Source organism: Pseudomonas oryzihabitans, from assembly GCF_001518815.1.
Lineage (GTDB): Bacteria > Pseudomonadota > Gammaproteobacteria > Pseudomonadales > Pseudomonadaceae > Chryseomonas > Chryseomonas oryzihabitans_E.
The window spans coordinates 2,315,007-2,331,632 of sequence record NZ_CP013987.1; the positions used below are offsets into that span (position 1 = coordinate 2,315,007).

The 16,626-nt window shown below is 67.6% G+C and carries 16 protein-coding genes; 12 read left to right on the forward strand and 4 right to left on the reverse strand.

Annotation, left to right across the window (positions count from 1 at the left end; translation table 11 throughout):
- Nucleotides 1-2 precede the first annotated feature (2 nt).
- Genes APT59_RS10695 through APT59_RS10715 form a run of 5 tightly spaced genes read left to right on the forward strand, consistent with a single transcriptional unit; the run spans nt 3 to nt 4,511 of the window.
- Entirely contained in the window at nt 3-923 is a 921-nt protein-coding gene (locus APT59_RS10695; protein ID WP_420480502.1) for an ABC transporter substrate-binding protein, read from the forward strand.
- Nucleotides 920-1,921 (forward strand): FecCD family ABC transporter permease, encoded by a 1,002-nt coding sequence (locus APT59_RS10700; RefSeq protein ID WP_059314830.1) that lies wholly within the window; start codon nt 920-922, stop codon nt 1,919-1,921. The genes APT59_RS10695 and APT59_RS10700 overlap by 4 nt, the downstream gene beginning before the upstream one ends.
- Nucleotides 1,911-2,942 (forward strand): FecCD family ABC transporter permease, encoded by a 1,032-nt coding sequence (locus APT59_RS10705; RefSeq protein WP_059314831.1) that lies wholly within the window; start codon nt 1,911-1,913, stop codon nt 2,940-2,942. The genes APT59_RS10700 and APT59_RS10705 overlap by 11 nt, the downstream gene beginning before the upstream one ends.
- A 10-nt stretch (nt 2,943-2,952) precedes the next feature.
- Nucleotides 2,953-3,750 carry an ABC transporter ATP-binding protein gene (locus tag APT59_RS10710; RefSeq protein WP_059314832.1) on the forward strand — a complete coding sequence of 266 codons (798 nt, stop codon included), beginning with the start codon at nt 2,953-2,955 and terminating at the stop codon, nt 3,748-3,750.
- Nucleotides 3,741-4,511: an IucA/IucC family C-terminal-domain containing protein gene (locus tag APT59_RS10715; RefSeq protein ID WP_059314833.1), complete on the forward strand. Its 771-nt coding sequence runs from the start codon at nt 3,741-3,743 to the stop codon at nt 4,509-4,511. Before APT59_RS10710 ends, APT59_RS10715 begins: the two co-directional genes overlap by 10 nt.
- A 13-nt stretch (nt 4,512-4,524) precedes the next feature.
- Here APT59_RS10715 and APT59_RS10720 read toward each other — a convergent pair whose 3' ends face one another.
- A complete protein-coding gene (locus APT59_RS10720; protein ID WP_059314834.1) occupies nt 4,525-5,421 on the reverse strand; it encodes a LysR family transcriptional regulator in 897 nt (298 codons plus the stop codon).
- Between the two features lie 86 nt (nt 5,422-5,507).
- Here APT59_RS10720 and APT59_RS10725 point away from each other — a divergent pair, with 86 nt between their 5' ends.
- Genes APT59_RS10725 through APT59_RS10740 form a run of 4 tightly spaced genes read left to right on the forward strand, consistent with a single transcriptional unit; the run spans nt 5,508 to nt 9,843 of the window.
- Nucleotides 5,508-6,284, forward strand: a complete 777-nt coding sequence (locus tag APT59_RS10725) for an SDR family NAD(P)-dependent oxidoreductase (protein ID WP_059314835.1) — start codon at nt 5,508-5,510, stop codon at nt 6,282-6,284.
- Between the two features lies 1 nt (nt 6,285).
- Nucleotides 6,286-7,038 (forward strand): SDR family NAD(P)-dependent oxidoreductase, encoded by a 753-nt coding sequence (locus APT59_RS10730; protein WP_059314836.1) that lies wholly within the window; start codon nt 6,286-6,288, stop codon nt 7,036-7,038.
- A 40-nt stretch (nt 7,039-7,078) separates the two neighbouring features.
- Nucleotides 7,079-8,479: an aspartate aminotransferase family protein gene (locus APT59_RS10735; RefSeq protein WP_059314837.1), complete on the forward strand. Its 1,401-nt coding sequence runs from the start codon at nt 7,079-7,081 to the stop codon at nt 8,477-8,479.
- A complete protein-coding gene (locus APT59_RS10740; protein WP_059314838.1) occupies nt 8,476-9,843 on the forward strand; it encodes a glutamine synthetase family protein in 1,368 nt (455 codons plus the stop codon). The genes APT59_RS10735 and APT59_RS10740 overlap by 4 nt, the downstream gene beginning before the upstream one ends.
- Before the next feature lie 9 nt (nt 9,844-9,852).
- Here APT59_RS10740 and APT59_RS10745 read toward each other — a convergent pair whose 3' ends face one another.
- Entirely contained in the window at nt 9,853-11,178 is a 1,326-nt protein-coding gene (locus APT59_RS10745; RefSeq protein WP_059314839.1) for a tetratricopeptide repeat protein, read from the reverse strand.
- A gap of 331 nt (nt 11,179-11,509) precedes the next feature.
- Between APT59_RS10745 and APT59_RS10750 the strand changes: the two genes are divergently transcribed.
- The 3 genes from APT59_RS10750 to APT59_RS10760 all read left to right on the forward strand — a co-directional run bounded on the left by APT59_RS10750 (nt 11,510) and on the right by APT59_RS10760 (nt 14,790).
- Nucleotides 11,510-12,226, forward strand: coding sequence for an HAD-IA family hydrolase (locus tag APT59_RS10750; protein ID WP_059314840.1), 717 nt, complete (start codon nt 11,510-11,512; stop codon nt 12,224-12,226).
- Between the two features lie 33 nt (nt 12,227-12,259).
- On the forward strand, nt 12,260-13,543 hold the full coding sequence (locus tag APT59_RS10755; protein WP_059314841.1) for an NAD(P)/FAD-dependent oxidoreductase: 1,284 nt from the start codon (nt 12,260-12,262) through the stop codon (nt 13,541-13,543).
- Between the two features lie 158 nt (nt 13,544-13,701).
- Entirely contained in the window at nt 13,702-14,790 is a 1,089-nt protein-coding gene (locus APT59_RS10760) for an ABC transporter ATP-binding protein (protein WP_059314842.1), read from the forward strand.
- A 133-nt stretch (nt 14,791-14,923) separates the two neighbouring features.
- On the opposite strand, the gene APT59_RS10765 is transcribed toward APT59_RS10760, so the two are convergent.
- Both APT59_RS10765 and APT59_RS10770 read right to left on the reverse strand, forming a co-directional pair.
- The gene (locus APT59_RS10765; RefSeq protein ID WP_059314843.1) at nt 14,924-15,718 is read right to left on the reverse strand and encodes an ABC transporter permease; all 795 of its coding nucleotides are present in this window, start codon (nt 15,716-15,718) and stop codon (nt 14,924-14,926) included.
- On the reverse strand, nt 15,718-16,605 hold the full coding sequence (locus APT59_RS10770) for an ABC transporter permease (RefSeq protein ID WP_237140593.1): 888 nt from the start codon (nt 16,603-16,605) through the stop codon (nt 15,718-15,720). The genes APT59_RS10765 and APT59_RS10770 overlap by 1 nt, the downstream gene beginning before the upstream one ends.
- Between the last annotated feature and the right edge of the window lie 21 nt (nt 16,606-16,626).

The following is a 16,626-nucleotide window of genomic DNA, read 5'->3' on the forward strand; positions in this document are numbered from 1 at the left end:
CCTTGGCGTTGCGCATTCCTGGCGGCTCCGGTCTGACCCGTCGCCACCTGCTCAGGTGCTGGGGTGGGCTCGTCGCCGGCGCCGCCTTGGGCCCAGCCATGGCGGCTACCCAGCCGGCTCGCGTGGCGACGCTGTTCCAGGGCGCCACCGACAGCACCGTGGCCCTGGGGCTCAGGCCCTGCGGGGTGGTCGAGTCCTGGAGCGAGAAACCCGTCTATCGCTACCTGCGCCCGGCGCTGGCCGGTGTGCCCTCGCTGGGCCTCGAAACCCAGCCGAGCCTGGAGGACCTGGCGCTGCTGGCGCCGGATCTGATCATCGCCTCGCGCTTTCGCCATGGCCGGATCGCGCCGCTGCTGCAGCGGCTCTGTCCGGTGGTGATGCTGGAGGAAGTCTTCGAGTTCAAGCAGACGCTGCTGGCCCTGGGCACGGCCGTGGGGCGCGAGCCGGCCGCCACGGCCTTGCTGCACGCCTGGCAGGCGCGCATCGCCAGCCTGCGCGGCGCGCTGCAGCGGCACTACGAGGCTCAGTGGCCGCCAACGGTGGCGGTGCTGGACGTGCGCGCCGATCACTTGCGCAGCTACCTGCCCGACAGCTTCGCTGGACGGGTACTCAGTGAGCTGGGCTTTGCCTGGCCGGCAGCCAGCCAGGGCAGCGCCGCGCCCTCGATCAAGCTGACCTCCCGGGAAAGCCTGCCGGTGGTGGAGGCCGACGTCTTCTTCGTCTTCCTGCGTGCGGACCAGGCGTCACAGCGCAACTATGCGAGCCTGATCGAGCACCCACTCTGGCAGCGTCTGAGCGCGCCCCGGCGCGGGCAGGTCTGGCGGGTCGATGGCGTCGCCTGGAGCCTGGGCGGCGGTATCCTCGCGGCCAATCTACTGCTGGACGACATCGAGCGCGTGCTGGCTTCCAAGGAGGCCGCATGACCGCGCCTTTGCGACTGCTGTTGCTGGCGCTGGCACTGGTGCTTACCGCCTGGCTGAGCCTCTCGGTCGGCGCCCGCTGGATCGCGCCCGGCAGCGTGGTGGCGGCCGTGGTGCAGGATGCGTCGTTCGCGCTGGACGCCACCCTGGTCAACACCACGCGCCTGACGCGGCTGCTGATCGCCCTGGTAGTGGGCGCCAACCTGGCGGTGGCCGGGGCCCTGATGCAGGCCATGACGCGCAATCCCCTGGCCTCGCCGGGACTGTTCGGCATCAACGCCGGTGCCACCTTTGCGTTGGTGTTGGGGATCACCGTGCTGGGGCTGTCCAGCGCCGAAAGCTGGATGCTCAGCGCACTGCTGGGCGCGACGTTGGCGGGAACGCTGGTGTGGACGCTGGGCAACAGGGGCCAGGCACGCCTGACGCCGCTGCGCATCGTGCTGGCTGGCGCGGCCCTGGCGGCGCTGTTCACCGCCTTCAGCCAGGCACTGCTGGTGATCAACCAGGAGGGGTTGGACAGCGTCCTGTTCTGGCTGGCCGGCTCGGTGGGCGAGCGCAATCTCGCCGCCGCCACACCGTTGCTGGTGTTCGGCCTGCTGGCCCTGGTCGCTGCGTGGACACTTGCCGGCCAGCTCGATGTGCTGGTCGCCGGCGACGACCTGGCCCGAGGCCTGGGGCAGCCCATCGGCCTGATCCGGCTGCTGGCCGGGGTGCTGGTGATCTGCCTGGCCGGAAGCGCCGTGGCCCTGGCCGGCAATATCGGCTTCATCGGCCTGATGGTGCCGCATCTGGTACGCGGTCTGTTGGCGCGATCGCGCCATGAGCATCGCTGGCTGATCCCGGGCTGTGCCCTGGGCGGGGCTCTGTTGCTGGTGCTGGCCGACAGTCTGGCGCGGGTGGTAATCCTGCCTCAGGAGGTGCCCGTGGGCATCATGACCGCCCTGTTCGGCGGGCCCTTCTTTATCCATCTCGCCCGCCAGGGAGGTCGCCATGGCCGCTGAACGCGTCTGGCGGCTCGGCCATTTTTCCCGGCGCCTGGCCCCGGCCATCCTGGGACGGCTAGCCGCTGCACTGTCGGTGGCTCTGGTCGTGTTGCTGCTGTGCCTGTGCCTGGGCAAGGTCTGGCTGGCGCCGACTCAGGTGTTCGCCGCGTTGAGCGACGCACACCACGGTGGCCTGGGCTTTATCGTCACCCAGCTACGCCTGCCGCGTGCGCTGCTGGCAGCCCTGGTCGGAAGCGCCCTGGCGCTGTCCGGCCTGCTGCTGCAGGGCCAGGTACGCAATCCCCTGGCCTCACCGGACCTGCTGGGCATCACCAGCGGCGCCAGTGCCGGGGCGGTGTGCTATCTGGCCCTGCTGGCGGGTAGCTCCGGGCCCACGGGCCTGCCACTGGCGGCCATGCTCGGCGCGGGCCTTGCGGCGCTGCTGGTCTACGGCCTGGCCTGGAATCATGGCGCCTCACCGCTACGCCTGGTGCTGGTGGGGGTAGGGGTGTCGACCATGCTCGCCGCGGCCACTACCTTCCTGCTGGTATTCAGTCCGCTGACCACCACGCTGTCCGCCTACGTCTGGCTGACCGGCAGTGTCTATGGCGCCAGCTGGCCAGAGGTCCGCGCCCTGGCGCTCTGGTGGCTGGCCCTGCTGCTGCCACTGGCTGCCCTGGCACGGCACGCCATGCTGGCGCAGCTCGACGACGACCTGGCCCGCGGCCTCGGCGCACGCCTGCAGCGGCAACGTGCAGCCTTGCTGGCGCTGGCCGTGGCCCTGGCCGGGGTGGCCATCGCCTGGGGCGGTGCCATCGCCTTCGTCGGCCTCATCGCGCCTCACATCGCACGCCGCCTGGTCCCGGGTGGCTTCGCCGGTCAGGCCTGCATGGCGACCCTGGTGGGCGCCGTGCTGGTCATGCTCGCCGACCTGCTGGGTCGTACCCTGTTCCTGCCTCTGGATCTGCCGGCTGGCATCTTCGTCGCCGCCCTGGGGGCGCCCTTTTTCCTCTACCTGCTGATCCGGCAGCGTCCCTGAAGGAGTCCTCATGGCAACCCTGGCCAGCCGTGCCCTGACCCTCGGCTATGGCACCCAGACCATCATCGAGGATCTCGACCTCGAACTACCGCCGGGACGCGTCTCGGTCCTGATCGGCAGCAACGGGTCCGGCAAGAGCACCTTGCTCAAGGCCTGCGCCCGCCTGCTGGAGCCGCGCCGGGGCCAGGTCCTGCTCGATGGCCAGGACATTCATCGGCAGTCCACCGCGGCGCTGGCTCGGCAACTGGCGGTCCTGCCGCAGATCCCGGTGGCTCCCGAGGGCATCAGCGTGCGGCAGCTGGTCAGCCTGGGCCGCTATCCGTACCAGAATTGGATGCGCCAATGGTCGGCGGAGGATGCCGCGGCGGTGGACAAGGCGCTGCGCCTCACCGACCTGCTGGACCTGGCGGAACGGCCGGTGGACGATCTCTCCGGCGGTCAGCGCCAGCGCGCCTGGATTGCCCTGACCCTGGCCCAGGACACTGACTGCCTGTTGCTGGACGAGCCCACCACCTACCTGGACCTGGCGCACCAGATCGAGGTGCTGGATCTGCTGCGCCAGCTGAACCGGGAGGAGGGCAAGACCATCGTCATGGTGCTGCACGACCTCAATCTCGCCTGCCGCTACGCCGATCACCTGGTCGCCGTCCACCAACGCCGTGCCTTCGCTCAGGGCGCACCTGCGGAGGTATTGACGGAAGCCCTGGTACGCGAGGTGTTCGCACTGGAGTGTCGGATCATCGCCGATCCCTATTTCGGCACGCCGCTGTGCATTCCCTTCGGCCGCGAGGTGCCGCCATGTGCCTGAGGCCGACCCTGGATAGCGCGGCGCGGGACGAGCTGCGTGCCACCTTCGGCCTGCGCGAAGCCAGTGAGCGCGACGCGCTGCACAGCCAGCCGGTCGCCGCCTGGCTGGACGCCGCGCGCTGCGCCGAGCTGCTCGACGACCTGGCCGTGCGGATGGAAGCCCCCACGCGACGGGTCGCGGCATCGCTGCTGACCAAGCGGCTGGGCTTTCTCACCACGGGGGTAGCCTTCCATGCCCTGTCGGCCTATGACCGGCGCCTGGACCTGACGCCTGGCAATGTCTGGATCGAGGACGGCCATGCCCAGGGCCGCTGGCGAGCGATGCTGCCGCTGATCGATACCCGGCCGCTGCCCGCCCTCGACGATCACGCCACCGCACGGGCGTTGCTGGCCCGCACCCTGTTCGGCGACCTACTGCGACCGCTTTGGGAAACCCTGGCGCGGGTCGGCCGCGTCTCGCCACGCATCCTCTGGGAGAATGCCGCGGTGCGGCTCTACGCGCTGTACGACCGCCGCCTCACCGAGCTGGCCGATCCCGCGATCCGCGCCCGCTGCGCCGAGGACTTCGCCTGGCTGCTGGCCGCCTCGCCGAGCGAGCTGGGGCTGGAGACCAATCCGCTGGCGCAGTTCCGCCGCTCCGCGACCGTCAATAGCGCGGGCCGCGCGGTTCGCTTTCGGCGTACCTGCTGCTTCTACTACCAGGCGACGACGCCGGCGGAATACTGCTCCAACTGCCCGCTGATCAGGCCCCGGGAGGCCTAGGCAGCGGGGCAGGCTACTCCGGCTTGGTCCCGATCTGCTCGCGCAACAGCTGCAGATAGCGCCGTGCTCCCAGGCCCTGGGGGCGGTTCTTGATCCAGATGACGTCGATCCAGCGACGGATCTGGCTGGCCATGTTGTCGAAGCCGACCGGTTCGAGCAGGCCGGCGGCGATCAGGGGGCGTACCAGCGGGTGGGGCAGATAGGCCCAGCCCAGGCCGGCCTGGACCAGGTCGAGGGTGGCCAGGTAGCTGTCGGTCAGCCAGACCCGCTGCGACAGCACGATCTGCGGGTCCGAGGCGTTGCGGTCGCCGCCGGCCACCACGATTTGGCGGGTATCGGCCATGAGCGTCTCACCTAGTGGTCGGCCCGCGCGAGTCGAGGGATAGCCGGGCGCTGCGACCGCCGTGAGCAACTGGCTGCCCGCCTCGGCGAAGCCCTCGTGCTCGTCGATCCCCGGACGCTCGAAGATCAGCGCCATGTCGACGCTGCCCTCGTGCAGCAGCCGGATCGCCTCGGCGCGCGCCGCCGAGCGGATCTCGATCTCCAGTGCCGGAAACTCCTCGGCCAGGGTGGCGAGTGGCCGGCTCCAGGCGCCGGTCTGCAACTCGGGCGCCATCACCAGCACGAAGCGCCGCTCCAGGCCTGCGTGCAACTGCAGAGCGTGGGCATCGAGCAGATTCAGCTGACTGGCAACCTGCCGCGCCTGGGGTTCCAGGGCGCGGGCGGCAGCGGTGGGCAGGGCCTTGCGGGTGGCGCGGTCGAACAGCACCAGGTCCAGCTCGGCTTCCAGCTGGGAGATCGCCATGTTCACCGCTGATGGCACCCGCCCCAGGACGCGGGCAGCCGCGGAAAACGAGCCCTCGTCGATCACGGCGAGAAAGACCCGAAGCGTTTCGCTGGTAAAGGCCATGGTTGTCAATTTCACTGATAACGATCGTCTTTTTGTATCAGCCAGACAGGCTTAGAGTCCAGTCAGACCACAACGGAGACAGCGACATGAGCGAGTCGATGGCGGGCCAGGTGGCCCTGATCAGTGGTGCCGGCAGTGAATCCGGCATCGGCATGGCGATCGCCCGCCGCCTGGGCGCGGCGGGGGCACACCTGATCGTCACTGCCAGTAGTGCCCGGATCGCCGAACGGGTGGAGGAATTGCGCGCTGCCGGTTTCACGGTGGAGGGGCGGGCACTCGACCTTACCGAAGAGGCGGCGGTCAGGGATTTCGGTCAGTGGGCCGAGGCCCGCTGGGGCCGCATCGACATCCTGGTCAACAACGCCGGCATGACCATGCAGGGCAGTCCCGAGCCCCTGGTGGAGGTGGCGCGGATGACCCTGGCCGACTGGAATCTGACCCTGACGCGCAACCTGACCACGGCCTTCCTGCTGACCCGTGCCGTATTGCCCGGCATGCAGGCGCGCGGCTATGGCCGCATCGTCCACGTCAGTTCCGCCACCGGCACCCGGGCGGGCATTCCGCAGGCAGCGGCCTACAGCGCGGCCAAGGCCGCCATGGTCGGCATGAACATGAGCCTGGCGCTGGAGGTGGCCGGGCAGGGCATCACGGTCAATGCCGTGGCGCCCGGCTGGATCGAGACCGCCTCCAGTCTGCCGGAAGAATTGCAGGCGGCGACGCGGGTCCCCGTGGGTCGCGCCGGTCGCCCCGCCGAGGTCGCCGCGGCGGTGGCCTTTCTGGCCTCACCCGAAGCGAGCTACATCACCGGGGAATACCTGGTGGTGGACGGCGGCAACAGCCGCATTGAAAACAAGGGGGCCTGACATGCAGCCGGTCGTACTCATCAGTGGGGTACTGGGTGGCATCGGTGGTGCGGTGCGCGAGCATTTCCTGCAAGCGGGCTGGCAGGTCTTCGGCACCGATCTCGATGACGCCGCGCTGGCCGCGCTACAGGCCGATGGCAGGCTGGCCGGCTACCACGCCGCCGATCTGCGCCGGACCGGCGCGGCCCGCGAGGTGGTGGCCGCCGCGGCGACATTGGGGCGCCTGGATGCCCTGGTCAACTGTGCCGGTGTCTGGCGCGAGGGCCCGGCCGAGACCTTCAGCGAGGAAGACTTCGACCTGGTGCTGGACGTCAATCTCAAGGCCAGCTTCTTTCTCTGCGCTGCCGCCATTCCCGCCCTGCGCGAAACGCGCGGTGCCATCGTCAACCTCAGCAGCGATGCCGGCCGCCAGGGCAATCGCAACGCCGCGGTCTACTGCGCCAGCAAGGGCGCGGTGACCCTGATGACCAAGGCCCTGGCGCTGGACCTGGCGCCCAGCGGGGTGCGCTGCAACAGCGTCTCGCCTGGGGACGTGGCGACGCCCATGCTGAGTTTCCAGGCCGAGCGCTATGGCGAAGGCGATCCGGCCGGCTACCTGCAGGACCTCCTGGCCAAGTATCCGCAAGGCGAGCAGGCGCGCTTCATCCAGCCCGAGGAAGTCGCCGAGCTGGCCTTCTTTCTCTGCCAACCCGCCGCCCGCTCCATCACCGGCGCCGACATGGCCATCGATTGTGGCGTCTCGGCCGGGCACTGAGCCCGGGCCGATCCGCCCTTCACCTCAAGAGGAATCCGACATGACTACCAGTGGCATCAGCGAAGCGGCCGTCGAGACCTTCGCCGCGCGCGAGCGCGAACGCTTTCTTGCGCGCAACCCCCAATCCCTCGCCCTGGCCGAGCGGGCCCGGCAGTCGCTGTTCGGCGGCGTACCCATGCACTGGATGAGCGACTGGTCGATGCCCAGCGCGTTGTTCGTCAGCCATGCCCAGGGTTCGCGTTTCCATGACGTCGACGGTCACGACTACGTCGACTTCTGCCTGGGCGATACCGGCAGCATGTTCGGCCACTCGCCCGAGCCCATCGCGCGCGCTCTGGCCGAGCAGGGCGCGCGTGGCCTAACGACCATGTTGCCGGGCGAGGATGCGGTCGTTGCCGGGGAACTGCTCGCCGAGCGCTTCGGCCTGCCGTTCTGGCAGGTGGCGACCACGGCCACCGATGCCAACCGCTATGTCATCCGCTGGGCGCGCGCCATTACCAATCGCAAGATGCTGCTGGTGTTCGACGGCTGCTACCACGGCACCGTCGACGACGTGATGGTGCGCCACCAGGATGGCCGCACCGTGCACCGTGGCGGCCTGATTGGTCAGGCGCACAACCTGGCCGAGACCAGCCGGGCCGTGCCCTTCAACGACCTCGCAGCGCTGGAGGCAGCGCTGGTGAAGGGCGACGTCGCCGCGCTGCTGTGCGAGCCGGCCATGACCAACATCGGCATGGTGCTGCCTGAACCGGGCTTCATGGATCGGGTGCGGGCCCTGACCCGCCAGTACGGCACCCTGCTGATCATCGACGAGACCCATACCCTGTCCACCGGCCCTGGCGGCTGCACCCGCGCCTGGAATCTGGAACCGGATTTCATCACCTTCGGCAAGCCCATCGCCGGGGGCGTGCCCTGTGCGGCCTATGGCTGCAGCCACGAGATGGCCCAGGCGATGCGCCTGGCGCAGCAGCATGCCAGCGAGACCAGCCACGGCCATGGGCACAGCGGTATGGGGACCACCTTGTCGGCCAATGCCCTGGCTATGCGCTGCCTGCGTGTCTGCCTCGAAGAGGTGATGACCCCGGCCGCCTATGCGCGGATGCTACCGCTGGCGGCGCGACTCGCCGCCGGCCTGCGCGCGGTGATCGCCCGCCATGGTCTTGCCTGGTCGGTCACCGAACTGGGCGCGCGTTGCGAATTCCAGTTTTGCGCCACACCGCCCCGTACCGGTGCGGAGGCCGAGGCGGCCTTCCACGACAGTCTGCAACAGGCGCTGCATCTCTACCTGATCAACCGCGGCATCCTCATCACGCCGTTTCACAACATGACCCTGTGCTGCCCGGACCTGGCGCCCGCAGACGTCGATCTGCTGCTCGCCACCCTCGACCAGGGGCTTGCCGAACTGCTGGCGCTGCCAGGCGCCCGCGAGGTGCAGCCATGAAATTCGCCGACGCCCAGGAAGCTCGGGACTTTCTCGCTGCGCACCCCGAGGTGCGCAGCATCGAACTCATCCTGATCGACGCCAATGGTGTGCCGCGCGGCAAGCTGCTGCACCGCGACGAACTGCTGGCCATCTACGAGCAGGGTCGCCCGCTGCCCAGCTCCATCCTGGCGCTGACCCTGCAGGGCGAAGACGTCGAAGCCACCGGCCTGATCTGGGAAGTGGCCGACGTCGATTGCTGGACCTATCCACTGCCCGGCAGCCTGACCCTGCAACCCTGGCGCAGCACCCCGACCGGCCAGGTGCAGGTGAGCATGCACCCGACCCAGGGCCTGCCGGCGACGCCTGCCGATCCGCGCCATGCGCTGGTGCGGGTGATCGAGCGTCTGCAGGCCGACGGCTACCAGCCGGTGATGGCGGTGGAGCTGGAATTCTATCTGCTCGACCGCGCCCGCGATGCCCAGGGCCGTCCGCAACCGGCCGTCCAGATGAACGGCGTGCGGCCGGGTTCACCGCAGGTCTATGGCGTCTATGAACTGGAACAGTTGCAGCCTTTTCTCGACGACCTCTATGCCGCCTGCGAAGTGCAGGGGCTGCCGGTGCGTACGGCCATCTCCGAATACGCCCCCGGCCAGCTCGAACTGACTCTGCTGCACCGCGTCGATGCCCTCCAGGCCATCGACGAAGGCATTCGCTACAAGCGCCTGGTCAAGGGCGTGGCCAACCGCCATGGGCTGCAGGCCTGCTTCATGGCCAAGCCCTTCGGTGACCAGGCCGGCAGTGGCCTGCACCTGCACGTCAGTCTGGCCGATGCCGAGGGCAACAGCCTCTATGCCAGCGAAGACCCGCACGGTACGCCGCTGCTGCGGCATTCCATCGGCGGCATGCTGCACCGGATGCTGGATTCGCTGGCGATCTTCTGCCCCAACGCGAATTCCTACCGGCGCTTTCAGGCCAACAGCTACGCGCCCCTGGCCAAGAGTTGGGGCGTGAACAATCGCAGCGTCTCCCTGCGCGTACCGGGTGGTCCGGCCAGCAGCCGCCATATCGAGCACCGTATCTGTGGCGCCGATGCCAATCCCTATCTGGCCGCCGCAGCGATCCTGGCGGCTATCCACGAAGGTATCCGCGACGGGCGCGACCCCGGACCGGCCATCGTTGGCAACGGCTACGAGCAGGCCACCGACTTCCTGCCCACCGATTGGCTCACCGCGCTGCAGGCGCTGGAACGCTCTGCATGGATCAAGGAGGCGCTGGGGGACCGGTTCATCGAGGTGTATCTCGCCATCAAGCGTGCCGAGTACCGGCAGTTCATGGCCGAGGTAGGAGAGCAGGACTGGCGCTGGTATCTGACTCACGCCTGAGCGTTTTCTTCAAAGCGCCAGGCTGGCCTGCCAGCGCCGGTCCCGCTGTGAAGGCCGTCGGTGCAGGCGCTCGTCCAGCAGCGCGCCGGCCCTGGTGTGGTCGCCCCCACGTAGCAGGGCGACCAGCAGGGTGTCTTCGATGACTTCGCGCTGGGCGCCACTGCCCCCGATGCGGGCGACATCCGTGCGCAACGGCTCCAGCAGCCGTGCGCAGCCCTCATAGTCCTCGTCGGCGAAGGCCAGCAGGGCGCGGCAGAGCAGGGGTGCGACCGGACCGGCTGGCAGGTTGCCGGCGCGTAGGCGGGTTTCGAGTCCGGCAACCCGCTCCTGCACCGCCTTGCGATCACCGGTTGCCGCGGCGATCAGGGCCATATGGATGTCGGCGAAAGCCAGGCCAGGCTGCTGGAACAGTCCGGTCGCGCTGGTGGCCGTGGCCTGCCAGAGGCCCGCTGGTACCTCGTGGCCATAGAGGCCGAGGCGCCAGAGAAAGGATGCGTTGTCACTGACCCGATTGAGTGGGCCGGCGGTGGACGCCGCCGGTGCTACGAACCGCTGATAGAGATCCAGCGCACCCTGGCTGTCGCCCCGTTCCAGCGCCACCAGCGCACCATGCCAGGCGATATGGCCATGCAGGGTACCGTGCCGGGGATACTCGGGCAGCCAGCCGGCGATCAGGGCTTCCGCGGCCTGGCTGTCACCGGATTCATGCAGGACATGGGTCAGGGCATGGGCCGCGTTGACGTTGTGTCGCCGTAGCTCCAGCGCCCGCTCGGTCATCTGTCGGCCCCGCACCACGTCGCCGTTCTCGCCAAGTGACCAGCCGCGGTAGGTCAGGAACCACCAGTCATCCGCGGCGAACTGGCGGGCATGGCGTTCACAGAGGTCGACCCGCGCCTGGTCATGATCGGCGCGTCCGGAAAATGCCAGCAGGCCAAAGGCTCCCAGGGGCAGGCCCAGGATCAGGATGTCCCGCGGCCAGCGGTTGGCATGCGCCAGCGCGCCTTGCAGCGCCTGGGCGGATTCGCCGGCGATCAGCCGCTGCAGGACCTGCACATGGCTGCGCTCACGCGGTGTGCCGCGTCGCTCCACCAACCGCTGTGCCAGGGCGATGGCATCCCGTGCTGCACCTGCCTGGTTGTCGATCAATTGCAGGCGTGCCCGGGCGGCGTGGGCCAGGGCGAAGTCGGGGTCAGCGGCGATCGCCTCGTCCAAGGCTTCCGATGCCCCCGGCCAAAGCGACAGCAGCAGATCGACGCCATCCCGATAGCGGTCGGCGGCGAGGGCTGAAGAGGTGGACAGTGGCAGGTCGTAGCGGTCGGTATAAGGCGTGGGCATCGTGTGTCTGTCATCCGGGAAAGGGTGCCGCGGCTCGGGCGCCGGCGCGCTGTCAGGCGCCATGAATAGCAGCCAGGCCGGGTGCTGGATAGCGCCCGTCGCTCAAGGTGACATGAGTGAGTCTCATCGTCGGGAACGGATCTGTCTGCGCCAGGCGCGGAAGTCACTCAGGGCGTGCGCGCTGCCCCAGGGCGCGATCAGGTTCACCCTACATTAAGACGAGCGAGCGCCCGCAAACGGCCGATTGTTTTCTGCCCTCGCGCCAAAACGAAACTTCTGGCGAGTGAGGGCGAGGATACTGAAGACACTTCAGACCCCGGAGCCTTCACCCATGTCCTTCCGCCCGTTCAAAGCCATGACCTTCGACGTCGTCGGCACGCTCATCGATTTCGAAGCCGGCATCCTCAATCACGTGCGGCAGGTCAGTGGAGAAGCCGGCAAGGCGCACGGCGATGACGACATTCTTCAGGCATACCGCTATGCCCGGGCCAAGAAGGATGCAGGCTGGTTCCCGGACGACCTGGAGCGCTGCTATCACCTCATGGCGGCGCAACTCGGGCTGCCGGACAGCGAGGATCACGCCCGAGGGCTGGCGCAGTCGGTCAGGAACTGGCCGGCGTTCCCGGATTCGGTCGAAGCCCTCAAGCGCCTGCGCAAGCATTTCAAGCTGGTGGCCATGACCAATGCCCAGCGCTGGGCCCTGGACTTCATGGCCAAGACCCTGGAAAACCCCTTCGATCACGAATTCACCATCGATGACTCGCGCTACGAAAAGCCCGATCCGCAGTACTTCGCCTTCGTGCGGGGGGCGCTGTCGACCGACGGCATCCGCTTCGAGGACATCATCCACACCGCCCAGAGCCAATACCACGACATCGGTGTCGCCATGCGCCTGGGCTATCCGACCTGCTGGATCGAACGGCGCTTCGACAAGCAGGGTTCTGGTGGCACCCTCGAGTCCGAACGCACCGAGCCGACCCATCATTTTCGTTCGCTGGCGGAACTGGCTGACGCCGTCGACGCCGAGCTGCTCAGCCAATCGGCCTGAGCACGGCCATAACCCTCGCTGGCGGACGCCCTGATGACTCCCGATTCCCTCTGGAACGCCACTGCGCTACCAGCGCCGACCTTGCCCGCGCTCCAGGGCGACCACCGCTGCGATGTGGCCATCGTCGGTGGAGGGTTCACCGGGCTGGCGGCGGCCTATCACCTGGTGCAGGCCGGCCAGGAGCCTGTGGTGCTGGAGGCGAACAGCCTGGGCTGGGGCGCCAGCGGCCGTAACGGTGGCGTGGTATCGCCCAAGTTCCGCTTCAGCTTCGCCGGGATGATGGCCCGGCACGGTCGTGAGGCCGCCCTGCAGATGTACCGTCTCGGCTATGTCGCCATCGATGCGCTGGCGGAAAACATCGAACGGCTGGGGCTGCACGAGGCCGAGCTGAAGCTCTGCGGGCACATCGCCGCTGCCCATACCGAGCGCGCGCTGGCCGGCCTGCGGAGCACCGCCGAGTGGATCAGTCGGGAGACCGGTGGTGCCTCTTCGGTCATCATCTCCCGCGAGCAGGTCCGTGAACTGACGGGATCGGACCTCTACCATGGTGGCCTGCTGACGCCCAAAGCCGGCGGCATCCATCCGCTCAACTACGCACGGGGGCTGGCGCGGACCCTGGTCGAGCGCCAGGTCGGGCTCTTCGAGCACAGTCCGGTCGCGTCGGTACAGCGGGAACAGGGCGGTTTTCGCCTGCGTACCCCAACCGGTAGCCTGCTGGCTCGACAGGTGATCTATGCCACCAACGGCTACTCCAACCAGACGGCGGCGACCGCCACCTTGCATCGGCGGCTGATTCCCTTCCGCAGCGCGATCATCGCCACCGAACCGCTGGCGCCGGATGTCCTTGCCCGGATCCTGCCGGGCGGACAGGTCTGCGGCGATACCAAAAGGATGCTGCGCTGGTTCCGCCTGGTCGGGAACCGCCTGATCTTCGGCGGCCGTGGCGCCTTTGGCAGCACCGACTCCGAAGCCGCCTTTCGCGATCTGCAGCGCAGTCTGGGCACGGTGTTTCCGCTGCTTGCCGAAGCACGCATCGATTATCGCTGGTCCGGCCTGGTCGCCATGACCCTGGACTATCTGCCCCACGCCGGTCAGCTGGACGACGGCCAGTTCTATGCCGTTGGCTACAACGGCGGGGGCGTGGCGCTCTCGACCTATCTGGGCCAGCAGGTCGCAGCCCTGAGCCTGGGGGAAACGCCGGAACTGGGCCTTATGGTCAGCCAGGGCTTCAACCCCATTCCGCTGCATGCCTTTCGCGCCCCCGGTGTCCGCCTGGCGGCCGGCTGGCAGCAATTCCTCGACGCGGTCGGGCGCTGAACCCGGCCACGCGGCCCGCCAAACACAATCTGTGCGTCGGCTCTTCCAGAACAGCAGGAAGCGATACCGGCAGCGCTGAAAAGAGCATTTCCACCAGTGGGTACTATGGTGAGATGGCTGCATCGCAGACTCACGGCCATCGCGCCGCAGGAGGAACCATGCAGGGCTTCAACGAAGGCTTCGAGTCGGTCACCATCGACAAGGTGTGCAAGCACTACGGTACCCTCAAGGCGCTGGACAATGTCGACCTCAAGGTCGAGGCGGGTGAGTTCATGTCCCTGCTCGGCCCCTCCGGGTCGGGCAAGACCACCTTGCTCAGCATCCTTGGCGGCTTCAATCGCGTGAGTTCCGGCAGGATCTTCTTCGGCGACCGCGACGTGACCCTGATGCCACCGCACAAGCGCGACATTGGCGTGGTGTTCCAGAACTACGCGCTCTTCCCTCATATGAACGTGCTGGAAAACGTGGCCTTCCCGCTCAAGGCGCGCGGGGAGAAGGCGGCCAGTGCCCGCGAACGGTCGTTGCGGGCGCTGGCCACGGTCGAGCTGAAAGGCTATGAAGATCGCGACATCGCCGCGCTATCGGGTGGACAGCGCCAGCGGGTGGCGCTCGCCCGCGCCATCGTCTTCGAGCCCAGGCTGATCCTCATGGACGAACCCCTGTCGGCGCTGGACAAGCAGCTGCGGGACGTCATGCAGATCGAGCTGCGCGCCCTGCATCGGCGCCTCGGCGCCACCATGGTCTATGTCACTCACGACCAGCGCGAAGCCCTGACCATGAGCGACCGTATCGCGGTGATGAAGGGTGGCAAGCTGGTGCAGGTGGATACCCCGCGTCGCCTGCACGATCACCCGAGCGATGATTTCGTCGCCAGCTTCATCGGTGAGAGCACCCTGGTACCCCTTTCCCGGGGTGTCGGCGGCGAGTTGCTGCTGGGCCAGACGCCCCTGCGCACGGCTCGGCCCGTACCGCTTTCCGGCGAGCTCTTCCTCGCCGTCCAGGCGGAGAAGCTGCTGCTGGACAGCGAGATCGCCGGCGGCGACTGGAATCGCCTGCGCGGCCAGGTGATCGACATCGTCTTCCAGGGCGAAAGCCTGAAGATCTTCGTCGAGCTGGAAAACAAGCAGCGGATCAGCTTCCGCCAGTCCAGTCATCACGAAGGCAATCTGCAGCTGCCCCAGGTAGGGGCGTCGCTGTCCTTGCGACTGCATCCGGAAGACACCATCGTGGTACCCCGCGCAGCCTGACAAGGGCTTGGCCCAGCGGCATTGGCACTGAGCCAATGCCGGCTTTTTCATAGACCACCTGGCTCTTTACCGTCCAAGCCTTATCGCGGCCATGGGCCGCGATAAGGCAGTTGCGCCGCTGCACGCCTTCCCGTCAGGCGTGCTCTTTGCCGCCGCGACCGGCGATCAACACCATCAGCAGGGTGATGGCGACCAGCATGGTGCTGATGGCGGCGATGGTCGGATCGATTTCATCACGCAGAGCCGTGAACATCCGCTTTGTGATGGTCTCGTTGCTGCCGCCGGAGATGAACAGGGCCACCACGGTTTCATCGAGGGAGGTGATGAAGGCGAACAGCGCGGCCGAGACCACGCTGGGTTTGATCTGCGGCAGCGTCACCGCCATGAAGGCACGGAAGCGATTCATGCCCAGGCTGCGGGCGACCATTTCCTGGGTCATGTCGAAATTGCGCAGCCCCGCCAGCACGGCGATGATCACATAGGGCAGCGCCAGCATGATGTGCGCCAGGACCAGGCCAGACAGCGTACTGATGATGCCGACCCGCGCGTAGACGAAGAAGACCCCGGCGGCGATCAGGATGATGGGCACCATCATGGGCAGCAGCAGGACCAGTTGCAGCGTCCGCATGACCCGGAGTGACGAATTGCTGATCGCATAGGCCGCTGCGATGCCCATCGGCAGGCTGATCAGGGTGGTGGCCACCGCGGTGATGAAGCTCACCTTGGTAGCGGACATCCATTCGATGCTGTCGAAGAAGGCCTGGTACCAGGTCAGCGAGTAGGCCTTCGGCGGAAACTGCAGGAAGCGCGCCTCGGAGAAGGACATCGGCACCACGATCAGGATCGGCAGCACCAGATACAGCAGGATCAGCCCGACCAGCAGGGTGAACAGGAGGCGCGACGGTTTGAGCCCTTGCCGGATGTTCATCAGCGCACCCCCAGTACACGTTCGATGGGAATTACCTTGTTCACCGCCCAGAAGATCAGGAACACCACAGCCAGCAGCGTCAGGCCGACCGCACTGGCCGCGCCCCAGGCGTGGTAGAGCTCGACGTTGCGCTGGACCAGCATGGACACCAGCACGGTGCGTCCGCCGCCGAGCAGTTCCGGGGTAATGAAGAAGCCGAGGCAGATGACGAAGACCAGGATCGAGCCGGCCATCACCCCGGGTGCGGCCATCGGCAGGAAGACGCGGCGAAAGGTATAGACGGGCCGGGCGCCCAGGCTGTCGGACGCCAGCAGCAGATCGTTGGGGATCTTCTTCATCACCGAATACAGCGGTAGCACCATGAAGGGCAGCATGACGTGCAGCGTACCGATCACGGTACCCGTCGCGTTATGCACCAGCTCCAGGGGACGGCTGATGATGCCCAGGTCGAGGAGTGTCTGGTTGATGACGCCGCGGCGCTGCAGGAGCACCAGCCAGGCATAGGAGCGGACCAGCACGCTGGTCCAGAACGGCAGGATCACGCAAAGCAGGATGAGGCTCGACAGCAAGCCGCGGGTGCGGGCCGCGGCATAGGCGATGGGAAAGCCCAGCAGGATGGACAGGACCGTCACGATCACGCTGATCTGCAAGGTCGTGCTGAAGGTGTCCCAGTAGATGGCTTCGGTGAAGATGCGGGTGTAGTTGGCGAGGGACAGGCCTTCCTCGCCTTGCACGGATTGCAGGCCCAGCCAGAGCAGCGGGAGCACCAGCAATAGGGCGACCATCAGCAGCGCAGGGGTCAGCAGAAGCACCATCGTCAGATGCTCCCTGCGCTCCTCCTTGACCACGGCGGGGCTGGTGAACAGCCCCTGTTCCGACGTTTGCAAGGCGCCTCCGGGCAAGGTCTG